Source organism: Helicobacter salomonis (assembly GCF_017979425.1).
Taxonomy (GTDB): Bacteria; Campylobacterota; Campylobacteria; order Campylobacterales; family Helicobacteraceae; genus Helicobacter; species Helicobacter salomonis.
This window is the reverse complement of sequence record NZ_JAERIS010000001.1, coordinates 23663-40311: the sequence shown is the minus strand read 5'-3', so window position 1 is coordinate 40311 and position 16649 is coordinate 23663. Positions and strand designations below refer to the sequence as shown.

General features: G+C 44.4%; 18 protein-coding genes. 6 read left to right on the top strand and 12 right to left on the bottom strand.

What is annotated here, in order from left to right; genetic code table 11:
* Positions 1-18 precede the first annotated feature (18 nt).
* The gene (gene dnaJ, locus KCO92_RS00185) at positions 19-1137 is read left to right on the top strand and encodes a molecular chaperone DnaJ (protein WP_104695047.1); all 1119 of its coding nucleotides are present in this window, start codon (positions 19-21) and stop codon (positions 1135-1137) included.
* An 11-nt stretch (positions 1138-1148) separates the two neighbouring features.
* Positions 1149-1949 carry an NYN domain-containing protein gene (locus tag KCO92_RS00180; protein WP_158653011.1) on the top strand — a complete coding sequence of 267 codons (801 nt, stop codon included), beginning with the start codon at positions 1149-1151 and terminating at the stop codon, positions 1947-1949.
* A gap of 93 nt (positions 1950-2042) precedes the next feature.
* Here KCO92_RS00180 and KCO92_RS00175 read toward each other — a convergent pair whose 3' ends face one another.
* Positions 2043-3437, bottom strand: a complete 1395-nt coding sequence (locus KCO92_RS00175; protein ID WP_104695048.1) for an outer membrane protein — start codon at positions 3435-3437, stop codon at positions 2043-2045.
* A gap of 203 nt (positions 3438-3640) precedes the next feature.
* On the opposite strand from KCO92_RS00175, the gene KCO92_RS00170 reads away from it, so the two are divergent.
* Genes KCO92_RS00170 through KCO92_RS00155 form a run of 4 tightly spaced genes read left to right on the top strand, consistent with a single transcriptional unit; the run spans position 3641 to position 6756 of the window.
* Positions 3641-4030 (top strand): flagellar protein FlaG, encoded by a 390-nt coding sequence (locus tag KCO92_RS00170; protein ID WP_104695049.1) that lies wholly within the window; start codon positions 3641-3643, stop codon positions 4028-4030.
* A 26-nt stretch (positions 4031-4056) separates the two neighbouring features.
* Positions 4057-6120: a flagellar filament capping protein FliD gene (gene fliD, locus KCO92_RS00165; RefSeq protein WP_104695050.1), complete on the top strand. Its 2064-nt coding sequence runs from the start codon at positions 4057-4059 to the stop codon at positions 6118-6120.
* Between the two features lie 29 nt (positions 6121-6149).
* Positions 6150-6533, top strand: a complete 384-nt coding sequence (gene fliS / locus KCO92_RS00160; RefSeq protein ID WP_104695051.1) for a flagellar export chaperone FliS — start codon at positions 6150-6152, stop codon at positions 6531-6533.
* Complete coding sequence (locus KCO92_RS00155; RefSeq protein ID WP_104695052.1) at positions 6502-6756, top strand: hypothetical protein; 255 nt, start codon at positions 6502-6504, stop codon at positions 6754-6756. Before fliS ends, KCO92_RS00155 begins: the two co-directional genes overlap by 32 nt.
* A gap of 150 nt (positions 6757-6906) precedes the next feature.
* Here KCO92_RS00155 and fliY read toward each other — a convergent pair whose 3' ends face one another.
* Genes fliY through KCO92_RS00100 form a run of 11 tightly spaced genes read right to left on the bottom strand, consistent with a single transcriptional unit; the run spans position 6907 to position 16607 of the window.
* A complete protein-coding gene (fliY, locus tag KCO92_RS00150) occupies positions 6907-7788 on the bottom strand; it encodes a flagellar motor switch protein FliY (RefSeq protein ID WP_104695053.1) in 882 nt (293 codons plus the stop codon).
* On the bottom strand, positions 7785-8846 hold the full coding sequence (fliM, locus tag KCO92_RS00145) for a flagellar motor switch protein FliM (RefSeq protein ID WP_104695054.1): 1062 nt from the start codon (positions 8844-8846) through the stop codon (positions 7785-7787). Before fliM ends, fliY begins: the two co-directional genes overlap by 4 nt.
* Positions 8839-9549 carry an RNA polymerase sigma factor FliA gene (locus KCO92_RS00140; protein WP_104695055.1) on the bottom strand — a complete coding sequence of 237 codons (711 nt, stop codon included), beginning with the start codon at positions 9547-9549 and terminating at the stop codon, positions 8839-8841. The genes fliM and KCO92_RS00140 overlap by 8 nt, the downstream gene beginning before the upstream one ends.
* Positions 9539-9850: a hypothetical protein gene (locus KCO92_RS00135; RefSeq protein WP_104695056.1), complete on the bottom strand. Its 312-nt coding sequence runs from the start codon at positions 9848-9850 to the stop codon at positions 9539-9541. The genes KCO92_RS00140 and KCO92_RS00135 overlap by 11 nt, the downstream gene beginning before the upstream one ends.
* A gap of 9 nt (positions 9851-9859) precedes the next feature.
* Positions 9860-10732 (bottom strand): MinD/ParA family protein, encoded by an 873-nt coding sequence (locus KCO92_RS00130; RefSeq protein ID WP_104695057.1) that lies wholly within the window; start codon positions 10730-10732, stop codon positions 9860-9862.
* Positions 10729-12066: a flagellar biosynthesis GTPase FlhF gene (flhF, locus tag KCO92_RS00125; protein ID WP_104695058.1), complete on the bottom strand. Its 1338-nt coding sequence runs from the start codon at positions 12064-12066 to the stop codon at positions 10729-10731. Before flhF ends, KCO92_RS00130 begins: the two co-directional genes overlap by 4 nt.
* Positions 12063-12545: a 2-amino-4-hydroxy-6-hydroxymethyldihydropteridine diphosphokinase gene (folK, locus tag KCO92_RS00120; protein WP_104695059.1), complete on the bottom strand. Its 483-nt coding sequence runs from the start codon at positions 12543-12545 to the stop codon at positions 12063-12065. The genes flhF and folK overlap by 4 nt, the downstream gene beginning before the upstream one ends.
* A 7-nt stretch (positions 12546-12552) precedes the next feature.
* Positions 12553-13581 carry an aminopeptidase P family protein gene (locus KCO92_RS00115; RefSeq protein WP_104695060.1) on the bottom strand — a complete coding sequence of 343 codons (1029 nt, stop codon included), beginning with the start codon at positions 13579-13581 and terminating at the stop codon, positions 12553-12555.
* Entirely contained in the window at positions 13578-14084 is a 507-nt protein-coding gene (gene aroQ, locus KCO92_RS00110; RefSeq protein WP_104695061.1) for a type II 3-dehydroquinate dehydratase, read from the bottom strand. The genes KCO92_RS00115 and aroQ overlap by 4 nt, the downstream gene beginning before the upstream one ends.
* Positions 14085-14123: 39 nt before the next feature.
* Positions 14124-15764, bottom strand: a complete 1641-nt coding sequence (locus KCO92_RS00105) for a methyl-accepting chemotaxis protein (protein ID WP_104695062.1) — start codon at positions 15762-15764, stop codon at positions 14124-14126.
* 24 nt (positions 15765-15788) lie between these two features.
* Positions 15789-16607: an HpaA family protein gene (locus KCO92_RS00100; protein ID WP_104695063.1), complete on the bottom strand. Its 819-nt coding sequence runs from the start codon at positions 16605-16607 to the stop codon at positions 15789-15791.
* Between the last annotated feature and the right edge of the window lie 42 nt (positions 16608-16649).

The window sequence follows — 16649 nt, the reverse complement described above, 5'->3', positions numbered from 1 at the left end:
TACACATGAAGGGTTGTCGTGGATTATTACGAAGTCTTGGGCGTAGACAAGAGAGCAGACAAGGAAACGCTCAAAAAGGCCTATAAAAAGCTCGCCCTAAAATACCATCCCGATCGTAATTTGGGTGATAAAGAAGCAGAGGAAAAATTTAAGGAAATTAATGAGGCATACGGTGTTTTAGGAGATGAGCAGAAACGCCAAATTTACGATCGTTATGGGAAAGAGGGGTTAGAAGGGCGCGCAGGATCTAGCTTTAGCGATCTTAATGATATTTTTTCGAGTTTTTTTGGTGAGGATTCTATCTTTGGAAATGCTTTTGGCTTTAGCAAACCAGAGACTCGTTTCAAGATTCCCAAGGATACATTGTTGTCTTTAGAACTGAGCTTTAAAGAGGCGGTTTTTGGGTGTAAGAAATCGATTAAAAATATTTATAAAACTCTATGTAAAGATTGTTCGGGAAGTGGAGCAAAAGAGGGGAAGCTCAGTACTTGTGGGCTATGCAAGGGTAAGGGACAAACCTATGTGCAACAGGGTTTTATGACTTTGAGCAGTACCTGCTCCAGATGCCAAGGTCGTGGACAGATTGCGACAGATAAGTGCATGTCTTGTAAGGGAGAGGGCTTCGTGATGGCTAGCGAGGAATTTAGCCTGGATGTGCCTGAAGGCATTGATGCAGGCAATCGAATCCGTGTAGCGCAACGAGGCAATGAATACCAAGCTGGAAAGCGCGGAGATTTGTACTTAGAGGCGCTCGTGGGTGCCGATGAGCATTTTGTGCGTGAAGGCATGCATGTGTTCATTGAAGTGCCTGTGTTCTTTACTTCTATTCCCTTAGGAAGCACGATTATGGTGCCCTCTCTTAAACAAGAATTAGAACTTCAGATTCCGCCCAATACTGCTAATCGCGCGCAATTTATTTTTAAAAACCAAGGGGTGAAGGATGTGAATAGCGCGCGCCATGGTGATTTAATCGCGGTGATTAAGATTGTCTATCCTGAACGCTTGGATGACAAACAAAGAGAACTATTGCTCAAATTGCATGAGAGCTTTGGCTATCAAAGTGAACCCTATAAAAGTGTGTTTGAGGTTTGCTATGGCAAGGTCAAACGATGGTGGCAGGATTTAGTGAAAAAATAGCGAGGAATTTGATGGAGAAATTAGCCATTTTTGTGGATTGGGAGAATTTGCGTATTGAATTGGAGAGTATCCAACGGTATCATAAAGAATTTGGAGAGCAGTTTTTTCGCTTCAATGATCAGGATCATCTGCGTGCCTTTTGCGAAGCTTTCATGGAAGAAGATGAAGAATTAATGGATCATAAGATTTTTCTGTATGTTTCCACTCCTCTGAAAGAATGGGAAGGGCAGATCTTAGATCATAGCCAAGATGGCTACAAGTTGGAGAGTTACAAACAGGAAAATCCTGAGGAATATAAGCTAGCCAGGCGTAAGTCTGATATCACTAAAATTTTTAACCAAGAGATGCGCCTATCTGGATTCTTTGAGGTGCGGCAGGTAAAGCTCAAGGTAGAATTTGAAGAGCGCAATAGTGAAGAATATGTTAAAGATATTGGTAAAAGTGTCAGAACTATCAAGATCAAACCAAGATTGAAGCAAAAGCAAGCGGATACCTATTTGACTGCTGACATGGTACGTGTAAGTTGCAAGGAGTTAGCTGATCGCATTTTGCTTTTTAGCAAAGATACGGATATGGTACCCCCTTTAGAATATGCTAAACAGGAGGGGTGCAAGGTTTTTGTGGCACACATTACAGAGAGCAATCACTTTGTGCCCAATGCGCTCAAAGAGGTAATCGGGAATACGGGGGTGCGCCACAGAAGTATCAAGGAAATTTTAACTCGGATTCCCAAGGGGTTTTCCAAGTCATCTTTGGAGAAGTCTAACCGCCTCATGCTTTTTAATAACCCACTTAAAGACGCGTTTAAATAGTTTATCGACATACTCTCCGCAGCTAAAGCTAGGAGGTTTAGTGTTATCAAGGCTCACTTGCACAGATCCCATAGTCGGAAGCTTTGTGTTACCCTAGAAATTGTGCACCCAGTTGAAGAAAACACTCATCTGAGTTTTATAAGTCAAAGTTTCCGAGAACCCGCCAATAGTGCCTCTAAAATAGGTGTTATTAATCACAGGAAAACGCATTCCAATCTCAAATCCTTCTTTGCCGATGTTGGTGCGCAAACCTACATTGATGGGTAATTGAAAAAAAGTTTTACGAAGGTGTGCACTCCCTCCTAAATCCTCGACATTGTCCGCGAGAACCTGCCAATTATTCGATCCCTGCACCAGCCATGAGCTCCCTGCAAAAATCAATCCTGTGAAAAAGCCTGTGGTAAAGGTTTCATTGGCACTCTCAAAGAAATTCCACAGCATATCAATCCCCACTCCATAGATAAAATTATTGAGCGCACCATTCAGATGGTTATTGCCATGTTGGTAACTAAAATATTCATAGTAACGCAAGCCAAAACGCCGTTTAGCACCAAAAAAATGCTTAAATCCAAACTGGACATTCACACCATACATGTTACCATCGTTGCTGCCCATATTGATGAACTGCTTTAAAATCCCAAGAGTGGGGGTGGCAGGACTAATGTCGAGTTCTTGATAATAGCTCAACAACTCTCTTAGCTTTTGAGGTTCAGAAGTTTTCATGTTATTCAGATCGCTCTTTAATACACCATTAAGAGCTGTTTGTGCCTGTTGTATACGCGCTGCACTCGCAAGCATGGCCTTAAATACTGTCGGATTCGCAAAGGAATCTTGTTCATAAAGATGGCCGGCAAAATTATTCATGAGACTAGAGGCATTGGCACGACCTATGGGAGAAAAGAGCCAGTAAAGGCTGCTGCGTATAGGCCTAATCTCCCTTGGGGTCAGTCTTCTAGGAACATCAATAATGCTAGAAAATGGTATTCTGATGGAGTGTAGGGTGCCATCAGTTACTCCATTGCGAGACATATAGTCGTACAAAACATTTCCAATATTCTCTGAAGAAATAGCAGCTCCATTGTATGTAGCACCCACATCCTTTAAAACCGCCAAAAGAGCAGAGATTGCCAAACTCATCGAGGCAGCATCTGTCGTTGCGTCGAGGAAATTTTGCATTTGCGCATTGCTCACTAGGCATCCCTTCGAGGCACACCCACTATTTTTAACAAGCCCTTCTACTATGCCAATTTGGTGCGCAGCTGCAGCAATACTTTCCTTGCTTGCGCCGGGTTTAAAGAGGCTATAAAGAATGGAAGTCTTGGTATTAGAGTCTAATGACGCAAGAGAGGCAGGGGTGTTGGAACGCTCAATGGTTTGCACGCGTGAGAACTCAAACCCAATATCAGTATAAAAGCCATTGCTCTCCGCACCTAAAGACCCTAAACCAATGCCAATCCAAGACAGGGCATTTAAGGTAGTTTTATTCATCGCGCTTCCCTCCAATGCAAAGCGCTGTGGAGCATTATCAATATCCCCAGCAACTATAACCGGTTGTCACAATGTTCCAAGAGGAACCCCAGCGATCACATTATACTGCAATTTTACCATAAGCCTTTTTAGCACGCCATCGCATCAAATATCATTAAAAAATAAAAGGGTAGTGTCGATGTAGTGGTATTTAAGGAGAGTCTATGTCAAGCGGTATCGCTAGCATCTCTGAGATAAAACCCCATGTCTTGCCTGTTAACCCAGCAAGCAAGCGTGATTTAGGTGCAGAGGCACTCAAGCACGAGATAGCCAAAAAGCCAGATGATGATCCCATCACACAAGCACATGATCTACAGGCTCATGAACTGAGGGAACAGGATTTGCAGAAGATTAGCAAAGACCTCAATGAGAAGATGAAACGCATGCATTCAGACATCACCTTCAGCTATAACGAGGACATCGAGGGTTTGGTGGTGGTGATCAAGAATGATAGTGGTAGTAAAGTGATTCGCGAAATTCCTCCGCAGGAAGCGATCAAATTGACTAAGAAAATGCGTGACATTGTAGGGATTCTCTTCGACAAAAAGGGCTAAAGAGAGCTTAGAATGGGAAGTGAAGCATGGCGATAGGACAGTTGAGTTCCTTGGGGCTTGGGAGTAAGGTCCTAAATTATGATGTGATTGATAAGCTTAAAAAAGCAGACGAAAATATGATGGTTAAGCCCATTGAGAAAAAAATGGAAGCTAACCTAGAGAAGCAAAAAGCCCTTATAGAGATTGAGACCCTCATTTCCAATCTCAGAGCCCCCACCAAGGCCTTGAGCGACTATTCTACTTACACTGCGCGCAATAGCAATGTAACTGGCGACGCGCTCAAGGCAAATGTAAGTCCTGGCATTCCCATTCAAAACATTAGAGTAGATGTGGAGAGTTTGGCACAGGGGGATATCAATGAAGTTGGAACGCATTTTAGCTCTCGCGATGACGCTTTCAGTCAATTCGATACCACTTTGCATTTTTACACCAACCATCAAGATTACGATGTAAACATCAAAGCAGGTATGAGTGTGGGAGATGTCGCACAAGCTATCACAGATGCCACTGATGGTAATGTCATGGGGATTGTCATGAAAACTGGGGGGAACAAACCCTATCAGCTGATGATCAATGGCAAAAATACGGGTGCGGACAACCGCATCTATTTTGGTTCAAACGTGATTTCTCATCTGAGTAGTGATGCCCCCATCAGTTTGGCACTCAAAAGTGAAACCAAGCCCGAGGACGACTTTTTTATCAGAGTTTATGATGAACACAATAATGCACTTGAAATTCCCATTGCCCTAGAGTTAAGTGCACAGAATTCTATAGAAAGCAAGAATAGAGCTTTACGTGGGGCGATCCAAAAAGCCTTAGAGGACAATCCTGCTACGAAGGCTCTTGTGGAGGATGGGCAGCTAAATGTGGGGGTGATTAATGATGGCAAGTCTTTAGTCATCAACGATAAAAGAGGGTTGGCTGTGGAGGTGGGAGGGGACAAGGCGCGTGAACTGGGTTTTATCCAAGAGAAATCCCAAGCGGAGGGGGATTTACTCAAGGCAGTAACCGCTCCTAAATCAGGGACAATCAAGGGGACTATCAGTGTCAATGGTCAAAGCCTGGACTTGGGGGCGATCACTAAGTCTGGCAATTCTAGCGAGCAAAATGCCCAAGCTATCGCGCAGGCCCTGAGTAAGTTAGAAGGTGTCAGTGCCTCCGTGGGCAATGATGGCAAGCTTGTTCTCAATAGTGCTAGTGGGCAGTTGCGCCTGAATGGGGCAGATGCGCAGGGCAAGCTAGGACTCAGCGCTTTGGGCCTTTCTGAGGGTTTCAGTCGTTCCTATGCTAATGCTCAAGAACTCTTCGCCATCAAAAACCTCCAAAGTGCTGAGGATGCTAGATTTACCTATAATGGCGCGACTATCACCCGCCCCACCAATGAAGTGAATGATGTGATCAATGGGGTATCTTTAAGCTTGCTGGGCACAACGGAGGCGGGCAAGCCTGCCATTGTGAGCATTACTAGAGATGATAAGGCGATTGTGGATAATGTAAAAGAGTTTGTCAAAGCCTATAATGAACTCATCCCTAAATTAGATGAGACAACCCGTTACGATCCCGACACTAAAATCGCGGGGATTTTCAATGGAGTGAGTGATATCCGCACCATTCGCTCGTCCTTAACCAATGCAGTTACATTTACGCTCACTACCAGTAAAGGGGTGGATAGCCTGATGAAATACGGAATCATGCTCGATGAACATGGCAAAATGAGTCTTGATGAAAATCGCCTCTCTAGTGCAATCAGTGCTGATCCTCAAGGCACACAGGACTTTTTCTATGGAAGTGATAATAAGACCATCGGAGGTAAAGAAATTCACCAAGATGGAATTTTTGAACGCGTAGATAAAGTTTTGGCGAATTTAGTCGATGGTGGTAATGCGCGTTTGAAACTCTATGAGGACTCTTTAAACCAGGATGTCAGAGCCTTGAAAAAGGATAAGGAGAACGCCATGGAGCTTTTAAAAACGCGCTATGACACCATGGCGGAGCGTTTTGCCGCCTATGATGAGCAGATTTCTAAGGCGAATAAGTCTTTCAATACCGTGCAGATGATGATCGATCAGGCTGCCGCTAAGAAGAATTAGCGCCAATACCACGCTTGAAAAGGGAAGAGATGTTTAGGGCGAATGCATACAATATTTACCAACAAAATTCTGTGACCGTAGAGTCTCCGGCTAGACTCATTGAGATGCTCTATGAGGGTATTTTGAAGTTTTGCGCACAGGCGCAGCGCTATATTGAAGCAGGAGACATTGAAAAGAAGATTCTTTACTTGAATAAAGTGACCGACATCTTTACCGAGCTCCTGAATGTCTTGGATTATGAACGCGGAGGTGAAGTGGCTGTTTATCTAACCGGACTTTACACCCACCAAATTAAAGTGCTCACTCAAGCGAATTTAGAAAATGATAGTGAGAAAATTGGATTGGTGATGCGTGTAGCTCGAGGACTCTTGGAGGCGTGGCGTGAGATTCACCAACACGAATTGGGTCGATAAGCTTAAGATTGCACTCTTGGAAGACGATCTTCCCAAAGCTTCTGTTCTAGTGGAGGCTTTTCCTTTCGAGGAGGGGGATGGCACGGATTTAGAAACTCTTCAAGTTGCCCGGGAACTAATTTTGCAAACCCTTCAGAAGCTTAAGGACGAGCAACAGGCCCTTGGCGTGCAAATGCGCCAACTCAGAGCTGCCCAAAGGTTTTTAGAAATTTCTGCACATTGAGTCAGTCTGGATCGTGTGCACCGCGTACGGCGGGGTTTGACGCTTCTCATGTGGTTTGGCTGTTTGTGGGCTTTAGACGCGCGAGGCAACCTCCTTGTGACACCTTGTGAGTTTGATATCTGAAAAGGGGTTTGAGGACGCGAGTGCGTATCAACTATCTTTGAGTTGTTCTAAGCGCTCTTTTTTGGTGCCAATGTCTGTGATCTGGATTCCAAAGTTCCCATCCACAATCACAACCTCTCCTTTGGCAATTACCTTGTCGTCCACTAAAATTTCTAGTGGATCATTAACCATCTGATTGAGTTCAATGACGCTTCCAATATCCATAGAAACGACATCTTTTAGGATCATTTTCTTTTGTCCAATACGCACTTTCACATTGAGCTTGATGTCCAAGAGCATATTGATATTGCGCACTTCCAACTGTTCAAGATGGTTATCTCCCTCTGCACGCTCACTTTTGGGTACAACGGGCAAATTAGGCATTGAGGGAGAATGTCTAATTTTAGAAGTATTTTGAGGAATAACTTTTTTCTTGAAAAGGTCTAAAAAGACCCCTCCGCAGAAAATGAAGAAGCTGGATTTAATCGTATCGAGCTCAAAACCAAATTCAAAGCCATCGCTATAGGGATCGAGCAAAGAGGCATCCTGGGCATCAATTGCTTCACTCACTTCAAAAGAAAGCTTAGGAAGCACCTCTTGAGCTTGCAAAGCAGTGGTAAGAGCCCCAAAGATATTAGAACCGATTTCTTTAACAGCATCTAAGTCATCTGTTTCTAAAGTTTCTTTGCTAGTTCCTTCACCCCCTATCATCAGGTCTGCTAGCGCACTTGCCATAGGGACAGGAACAGCTAAGGTAATTGTAACATTGGTTTCAGGCTTGACGTGCGTTACAATAGAGGCATGCTCGATAAAAATGAAATCCCCCACAGAAATTTCATTTTTGAGTTCTACAGCTGGACTCTTGCCCAGCAGTCCACTCAAAGTCGAAGTGCATTCTTGGACAAAGAGTTTTAAAAAATCCTCAATCATTCTTCTTCCTTCTTGATATTACCAATCTTGATTTTACGCTGATTTTCTAATACCTCTAACACCTCTTTCACTCTATCTTTTTCCGTATAGATGACTTCCTTGATTTTAATGGTTTTGCGATAGCCCTGATAGCCCACTGTAGCTAAATAGCGCTCTTTTTTGTCGATGTTGACCACCACAGTGTCATTGGCGACTTTATTAAGGCGAATTGTATCTCCCACCACGAGATCCAAAACCTCTTTAAGTGTGAGCTTGACCCCTCCTAAAAATGCCGACACATCCACACTAGCCCCACCCACGAGGGCTTGGAGTTCCTTATTACGACTCTTCTTGGAGCTTGTTTCAGTGAGCATAACATCGCGATTACCCATTTTGGATAAAATCCCCTCAATGGAGATCACAGGGTAGCACAAATTCATCATGCCCCGGCTATGTCCAATCAAAATCTCCATCACTACCATGATCACGATTTCGTTCTGCGCCACAATTTGCACCACATTTGCGCTCGATTCTTTGGCATCAATGGTGGGAAAAAACTCAGTGACGGGATTCCAAATGTCCTTGAGGATTTGCATCACCTGTTTTAAAATTGTATCTAGCAAATTGAGCTCAATATCGCTAAATTCGCGAGTTTGATCATAGGAACTCCCCTTGCCTCCTAACAGACGATCGATCATTGGAAACACAATGCTAGGATTGACCTCCAAAACCCCCGTGCCTCCAACCGGTTTCATGGAAAACACATTGAAGCTGGTAGGGCTGGGCAAACTCATCAAAAATTCCCCATAGGTCATTTGATCCACGCTGTGCAATTGAATCTCTACAATGCTACGCATAATGGCTGAAATCTGGCTCGAAAGACTGCGGGCCATTTTGTCGTGGATACTTCTAAAAGAACGCAATTGCTCCTTACTGACCCGATTAGGGCGTTTGAAGTCATAAAGGGTGATCTGCTTTTGAGGCATGATCTCCTTTTTTTGAAGTGTGTTGACATCCTCAGATTCATCGACTACTTCTAGGAGCGCATCAATTTCTTCTTGGCTTAAAATATCAGCCATGCGCACCTCCTAAGCTCATACGGATTTTGCGGATTACTTCCTTAATGATTTGGGAAATCCTAGATTCTGTAACCCCTAGAACCTCCCTAATCTCACTCAGGTTAAGCTCTTCAAAAAAATAGAGTTGGATGATTAATTGTTCGCGCTCAGACATAGTCTTTAAGATATCGTAGATGTGCGCCATCAGTTCTTCCAACTCTAACTTAACACCAACAGTGTCCTGTTCAATCGCGTTAAATTGCTCATCTATGGGCACATTAGTATAGATGTCAGAGGCCACCTTGGCTTCTCTAATTTTTTCAATACTCTCTTGTAGAGTCTGAGCCAAATAGAGATCATCGGGCTCCTGCCCATGTTCATTATAATATTTAGACACCTCATGATCAATTCTCTTGATAAGCTTCCTAGAAGTGCGCGAAACTATATCCAGTGAGCGTAAATAATCCAGCATGGCACCATTGACTCGGGTTTTAGCATAACCCCAAAAGGAATCGTTGAGCGCAGTGTCATAACGGCGTGCGAGCTTAATCAGCTCCTCAGTGCCTACGGACACTAGGTCATTGGAATCAACGCAACTAGGCAAGCGTTCTTTTAAACGAAATGCCATGGCACGCACAGCGGGCAAGTATTGAATCGCCAAGGCATCCTGAGAACTTTGGATTTGTGCGTCGTAACTAGATTTTTTGAGCACTTTATTTCTCATCGAATTCATAATTATGCACGTACTTCAAAAGACTATCTATCTCTCTCTCTCTTTCCACAAACTCTTTGTTAAAAGAACTCAACTTGCGCTCCAAATCCACCTTGTTTAAGAAACGCTTGCGTGGGTAGACAAAATTCATGAAGATGGACGCGAACAAGAGCATGATCATGTAAAAGCCCGCTGTGGCTACTAAAGTCCCAAAAAGCATGTACTCAGGCTGGTCGAACTTGATGAGTGAGAGAATCAACCCGATAAAAAAGCCCCCCACGATGGCAAAGTTTACAAAGTTATCCACTCTCATGGCACCACCTCATAAATATTTTAGTAAGCGCTTAAAGAACCCGACAAAATTATCTCTAGGCGTTTCTATCACATTGTGTTCCATCTTCATGGTCAAAATTTTAGAAACCTGACCTATGGAAAAGGAAAAAGTGTTAAAAGGTTCACTCTTGCACAAGAGTTTACGATTTTTAATGGCTTGTTTGAGAGCATTGCTATTTTGGATATAGCCCAAATAATTCAAGGTCATGTGAGGGATATTTTCTCGGGCCACGCGTTGGATACCCGTAAAAATTTGCATAGCCTTGTCTGCGGAGTCTACCATGTTGACCAAAACAAACACATCATCTTTTGTTTTAGAGTTGACTTTGATGGTTGTGTAGGCATCGGTAATAGCCGCTGGATCAGAAGTGGTGATCACCACCACGCAATCGCTCGCGCGCAAGAAAGCCTGGGTAAATTCCCCAATTCCCGCCCCCGTGTCAATAATCATGTAATCTAGATCGTCTAGCGCATTTTCTTCATCCACGAAACTATCTAAAATTTCTTGACTTACATATTTAAAAATCTCTTCTCCACTATCCCCGGGCACTAAATAAAACCCTTCCTCAATGGGGTAGATGACATCATTAAAGCGCGCCTCACCTCTGAGCGCGTGCAAGATATTCTTATTGGTCTTGATTCCAAAGATAATATCCAAATTAGCCAGCCCAATATCTGCATCCAATACCCCCACCTTATACCCATTCTTGAATAGACTATAGCCTAGATTAGCGCTGATGGTCGACTTACCCACGCCCCCCTTACCACTGGTGATGGCGATGAATTTAGTCTTGCCATTTTTATTAAAAATACTTCTAGGCTCCATGATATGTTCCAAACCGCTTGCTTGGTTATGCGTCATGCTTTTTTCCTATCAGGGTGTACAAACCCATCGAGCATGCAATCCACCAAGTAATCATTACTGGCTACCAATAGGTCCATGGGTACTTCCTGCCCGATGCATAGGTAACTAATGGGTTTTTTACTCTCATAAACTAGAGAAAATAAATTTCCAAACCCACGACTTTCATCTAGTTTAGTGAAAATCAAGCTATCAATCTCTAAGGGACCAAAAGCGTTATAAATGTCCTTCAGATCCTCGTACTTTGTAGTGAGTGAGAGCACCAAAGTTGTGTCAATCTTATACCCACTAGCAGTGAACTTCTTCAAGGCTTCGATTTTCTTTTTATCGTGCTGAGAGTGCCCCGTTGTGTCGATGAGCACCACATCACAATATTCCAATGTGCTCATCTCCTTGGTGAAGTCCTCCGAGTCCATCACGGTTTCAATGCTGATTTTCATCTTTTTGGCATACCACATTAACTGCTCTACAGCGCCGATACGATAAGTATCCAAGGTCAAAATTCCCACCTTGTATTTTTTGTCTAGTAGCTTAGAATAACGCGCAGCCAATTTAGCTAGAGTGGTAGTCTTGCCCACACCAGTAGGTCCTACTAACATGAGAATTTTCTTATAATTGGGATCTAAGCTCTCATGGCGACAGTAGATCATTTTGCGCAAGACCTCTCTAAAATAACGCTTCACAGTAACCGAATTTTCACGCATTTTCACAGGCATGAGTTCCAAACTCAAACGCATGATCTCATCTAGGTGTGTCTTGTGCATGCCACTATTTTTCGCCAAACGATAAATTTCGGCAAACTCTTGAGGAATGATGAAGTCGGGTTCCTTGCTATCATTCCACACCATGTTCTGGATGAGTTTAAGATTATCGTTGATTTTATTGAGTTCACCCTTGATAGAATGCAGGCCTACCCCATCCACATCCTTCTTTGGAGAGGCGACCTCTTTAGGAACATTTGCATCTGCATCGGACACACTTGCTTGGGTAGGAGCAGGAGGGGGAAGAGGACTCACCCCAGCAAGCTTACGCATCTCTTCCAAGGTTTTTGAGAGGTCAATGCTCACCTCCTCTTCAGGAGGAGGTGGGGGTTCTTTAGAGCGTGGAGCGGCCTGCAACGCGCTTTCTAGGCGTTCCTGCATATTATTGCTTTTAGGTTTGCTGTCTTCCTTGGGTTTATCCACCGCCACCACAACTTCGTAGAGTCCGGGTTCTGTCAAACTTTTCTTACGGATTTCTTGTGCCTTCACCACTAGAGCATTATGCCCGTGTTCACTTTGGGCGCGTTTGAGCGCCTCAGCGGTTGTCTCACCGCTATAGGTGTAGAGTTTCATATTTGTCTCCATACCGCATGTTGCAAAATCAAAGGCACAAGCACGGAGGTGCGCTGATCCCACTTAGGATGGGGTAATGTCAAATAAGACTGTTTATACACGACATTGTTAAAAAAAAGAATGTCGATATCAAGTGTTCTAGGTGCATTCTTGAAAGAACGCTTGCGTTCTCTCCCCCAGCGTCTTTCCAAATAAAAGACGAGTGCGAAGAGTTCCAGTACACTTAAAGTTGTGTGAAAAGACAAGGTGGCGTTTGTAAAATCCCTCTGTTCTGTGTAGCCAAAAGCGGGATTGATATACAGAGGTGAGGAACACACTCGTGAAAATGCGCTATGGCGTGTAAACCACACCCACAACGCCTCAAAAACTTTCTTAGAATCGCCCACATTGCTCCCTATACCCAAAGTTGCTACATTCCTCAAAGAGTGCGTGCGCACACCCCTACAAGGAAAAAAACGCGTACAGACCAGTGCGCACATCACTCCATCAAAGAACCTCGGCCCTAGAATGCCTCACCACTACCAAGTCTTCGATACGCACCCCATACCGTCCTGGGATATAAATTCCGGGTTCTACAGAGAACACCATGCCATCTTCAATCACCATCTCGCTTCTAGGCGAAATAAAGGGTAATTCATGGATGTCTAGCCCGATACCATGCCCAGTGCCGTGCGCAAAAAACGCTCCATACCCGTTCTCCGTAATTACCTCTCTGGCGAGCGCATCGATTTCTTTGCCCGTCATGCCTGCACGCAAGTTTTCGATGACGCTTTCCTGCGCCTTGCGCACCACATCGTAAATCTTTTGCAACTCCGGGTCTTTGAAACGCTGATCCCTACCAAAACTAAAGTTTTCTCCATTGAAAAAGGCTGTGCGTGTGCGATCAGCACAATAGCGTTGATATTTCATCCCCATATCAGCTAGGAGCAAATCACCTTTTCGCAAACGCTCTTGACTGGGGAGCGCATGGGGTTTAGCGGCATTGGCATTGATGGCTACAATGGGTTCGAAACTCAGATCGTAACTCCCTCCATGCGTTAAAAATTCCTTACTCTTAAACTGCAAGGCCTGCTCCACATGCCCCTGCGCACTTTCCACATGCCGCGCAAAACTTTCAAACGCTTCTACATTCAGCGCCTGCGCACGTTTGAGTAGCGCAATCTCCTCTTCACTCTTTGTAACGCGCTGCTTTCTGTGATAATCCACTTCCCCTACTAGCTCACAACTTTTCAAACCAGCCAAAAGCCGCTGATGAACCTGCACACTGATCTGGGCACTGTCAAAATAAAGTCGAGGAGTCTTGTGAGCCAGCTCAATCGCCTTGCCCCATAAATCAGCACTTTCCACCACCTCTACACCCGCGCGTACTCCCTCACGCGCCTCCAAGGTATAACGTGCATCGGTGATGAAAAATGCCCTTTCCTCTAACTGCAAAAACACCCCATGATCGCAGCTATAACCGCATGCAAAGTATTGGGCGTTCTCGTCTGTGGTGAAATGGGAGGTTACACTCAAGACTTCACCTCATCCAACTCTTTGGGAGCAGAGCCCGCCTGCGCTTGATTCTCTTTCATGGCTTTGATTTCGGCTACAAACTGCATCATGGCAATCAGTGCCACATGGTAACCAAAAGCCCCAAAGCCAGTTACAACACCTGCGCTTGCCGCACCCGTATAGCTAGTTTTCCTAAACTCTTCGCGGGCAAAGATATTGCTCAAATGCACTTCAATGACGGGTATGTCCGCAAGCATGATGGCATCGGCAATCGCAATGGAAGTGTGCGAAAACGCTCCGGGATTAATAATAATCCCCTCAAAATCACTCCCTACACATTCCTGGATGCGATCGATGATTTCCCCTTCAAAATTGGTTTGGAAGAACTCCAGCTCCACATTATTTTGCTTGGCGAGATTCTCCATGTTCTCGTGAATCTGATCAAGGGTAACAGGCCCATAAAGTCTAGGATCGCGGTGTCCTAACATGTTCAAATTGGGTCCTTGAATCACTAAAATCTTCATCGAAACTCCTTGGTATAAATATGCGGGATTATAGCACAACTAAAGTGTAAAATTATGCACGATTTTTTGCAGGTCTTGCGCTGTACGCTCCAATACACGGATTTCTTGAGTATTCCCACTCATGGAGGTAGCGACCTCACGGGCAATTTGAGCAATCTGTCTGATTTGATTGGCAATGTTGGCAATATTGTGGTACTGGTTTTCAGAGTGCATCACTACATTCTTGGCATCTTCTAGGGAACTGGTAGCCTTATTGTAAATGGCCTCTAAGGCATTAGAAGCTTGGTTGGCATGTTCTTGACTCTTAGTAATCTCAAGCACCATATTCTCTATGCTGGCCACAGACTTTTTGGTTTCCTCTTGAATCATCTGGATAATACAGCCGATCTCCTGAGTGGCCCCGCTAGTGTGTTCGGCTAATTTGCGGATTTCATCGGCTACCACGGCGAAACCACGCCCATGTTCACCCGCTCTGGCTGCTTCAATCGCTGCATTAAGCGCAAGTAAATTGGTTTGATCGGCAATACCCTGAATGATCTCAGCACTTTGGCCGATGTTCTGGACATATTTGTCCAAAGATTGGATTTGTGCTGCTCCAGCGCGCGCGCTTTGGGTGATACCTACCATGCTCTGCGCGGTATTATACACAGCCTCTTTGCCTCTTTGGCTTAATGTCACGCTTTGCAAGGAATTCTCCTCTGTTTGGGCAATGATATTACTCACGCCCTGAATGCTATCTTGTACATGCCCCATATTTTTAATGAGTTCTGTGGTCATGTTCACTTGCTTATTGGCATTTTCTTGAGAAATGCGCGAGAGATTAGATACCAAGGCAGATTTCACAGAAACATCGTCAGAAGACTGGCTAATCTGTCTGATAATATCCGTCATAGAAGTCTGCATCTCCCTAATGGCATCCAGTGCGCTACCCTCAGAGCTCGCTCGGATCGTATTAGAGAGATTACCTTCCGCAATGGTGCACACAACCTTTTTGATTGCAATGGGTTCTGCACCTAGAGAAGCCTGTATGTAACGCACAATAGCAATGGCCACGACAACCCCAATGACCAGCACAATGAGTGTCAAGGTGATCATGAGGCGACTAAAACCATCGGCAATGTGCATGGCAAGCGAGGTCAATTCCTTATTAAGACCTTCTTCGTGATCGATAAAGGCGTTGATGGCTGCAAGCCACTTGACAAAATTCTGCGCTAGACCCTGGTTTAAAAAATCTGCTGCGCGTTGTGTGTTTTCCTCTTTCAAGGCGATAATCTGATTGATCTGTGCGACAGTGGCTGTTTCAATCGTATTGATCTGAGCGTATAGCCTGCGCTCCTCCGAACTAATGTAACGCTCGCCCAGATTTGCAAAGAGATCGTCCATGGACTTTTTGGCACCTTGGTAGTCTGCATAAAGTTTGGCAATCATCTTGACACGGGACTCCAAAACTTGGGGATCTTGGGTGATTACCACATCGCGCACGGCAATAGAACGATCGTGCACACTCCCGCGCATATTGATGGCATAGCGCTGTTTGACAGCATTGTAATTAGTAATTTCAGTTAAAATATCATTGATAGTGCGCACTCGAGTCACACCCACAATACTCAGAACTATCATTAGAATGATTACAATCCCAAAACCTCCATAGAGCTTCTGAGATATACTCAGCTTGTTCATAGTACACCTTACGAGGGCGGAAACCTACCTTTTAATTTTTTCTATGGCGTTGCTATAGCGATTGACATTGGAATCCGTAAGCTCGGCCACCAACGATCGCATCACTTTCACATACATCTCATTGAGAATCCTGCGAATCGCATCGTCCTTATCCTTAATGAGTTGGACTTTGTTAGTAACACCGGGGGCATAAAATCCCCCCGAGTTAGTGCTGCGGTAGCTGTAGGTATGAGTAACTGCTTGATAATTGCTCACATCGACACCAAAGTTGTGAATTACCCTGCCCGTTTCCGGTTCAAAGAAATTAAACCAAAGCGAACCCGAGCTCTGATCCACCATGACATCTAGGTTTTGTTTAGCTGGATCGCTTGTCTGCATTTTGATATCTTCTAAGACACCCACCCAAGCATTCAAGTCTAAAACAGCCCATGTTTTGTGTCTCTGTGCCGGTGTTAGTGCCTCTCTTGTAGTGAAATGCAGAACCTGATAACCTCGTTTTTGGAAAATCTCTTGAATTTGACTGAGCAGTGCTTCCTGAAACTGCGCAATATAGGGTTTGAGATTATCACTCACCTGCATATGTGGCGCAAGAATGCCGACGAAACGATTATTAATGGGTTCTTGAACGATATTGATTGGGTAGTTAAAATCTAGGAGAGTATCGCCGGTAGTCCGACCTAGTTTATTTTTGTTGGCGAATTTTTGCGTGGATTTAGCGACAGGCTCGGCGCTAGGTTCGTTCATTGGGACTTGCGTTTCTGAGGGTTGTTTGGCCATGAAGAGACAGCCCGAAAAAGTCAGTGTAGCTCCCACAAGCATAACCCCTTGTTTCATTCTTTGCATCTAAAAACACCTCAAATACATCGTTGAAATTGGCAAGCCTCA

Coding starts and splice junctions, on each gene's coding strand:
- KCO92_RS00180 (WP_158653011.1), top strand. CDS start 1,149: ATGGAGAAATTAGCCATTTTTGTGGATTGGGAGAATTTGCGTATTGAA.
- KCO92_RS00175 (WP_104695048.1), bottom strand. CDS start 3,437: ATGAATAAAACTACCTTAAATGCCCTGTCTTGGATTGGCATTGGTTTA.
- KCO92_RS00170 (WP_104695049.1), top strand. CDS start 3,641: ATGTCAAGCGGTATCGCTAGCATCTCTGAGATAAAACCCCATGTCTTG.
- fliD (WP_104695050.1), top strand. CDS start 4,057: ATGGCGATAGGACAGTTGAGTTCCTTGGGGCTTGGGAGTAAGGTCCTA.
- fliS (WP_104695051.1), top strand. CDS start 6,150: ATGTTTAGGGCGAATGCATACAATATTTACCAACAAAATTCTGTGACC.
- fliY (WP_104695053.1), bottom strand. CDS start 7,788: ATGATTGAGGATTTTTTAAAACTCTTTGTCCAAGAATGCACTTCGACT.
- fliM (WP_104695054.1), bottom strand. CDS start 8,846: ATGGCTGATATTTTAAGCCAAGAAGAAATTGATGCGCTCCTAGAAGTA.
- KCO92_RS00140 (WP_104695055.1), bottom strand. CDS start 9,549: ATGAGAAATAAAGTGCTCAAAAAATCTAGTTACGACGCACAAATCCAA.
- KCO92_RS00135 (WP_104695056.1), bottom strand. CDS start 9,850: ATGAGAGTGGATAACTTTGTAAACTTTGCCATCGTGGGGGGCTTTTTT.
- KCO92_RS00130 (WP_104695057.1), bottom strand. CDS start 10,732: ATGACGCATAACCAAGCAAGCGGTTTGGAACATATCATGGAGCCTAGA.
- flhF (WP_104695058.1), bottom strand. CDS start 12,066: ATGAAACTCTACACCTATAGCGGTGAGACAACCGCTGAGGCGCTCAAA.
- folK (WP_104695059.1), bottom strand. CDS start 12,545: ATGTGCGCACTGGTCTGTACGCGTTTTTTTCCTTGTAGGGGTGTGCGC.
- aroQ (WP_104695061.1), bottom strand. CDS start 14,084: ATGAAGATTTTAGTGATTCAAGGACCCAATTTGAACATGTTAGGACAC.
- KCO92_RS00105 (WP_104695062.1), bottom strand. CDS start 15,764: ATGAACAAGCTGAGTATATCTCAGAAGCTCTATGGAGGTTTTGGGATT.
- KCO92_RS00100 (WP_104695063.1), bottom strand. CDS start 16,607: ATGCAAAGAATGAAACAAGGGGTTATGCTTGTGGGAGCTACACTGACT.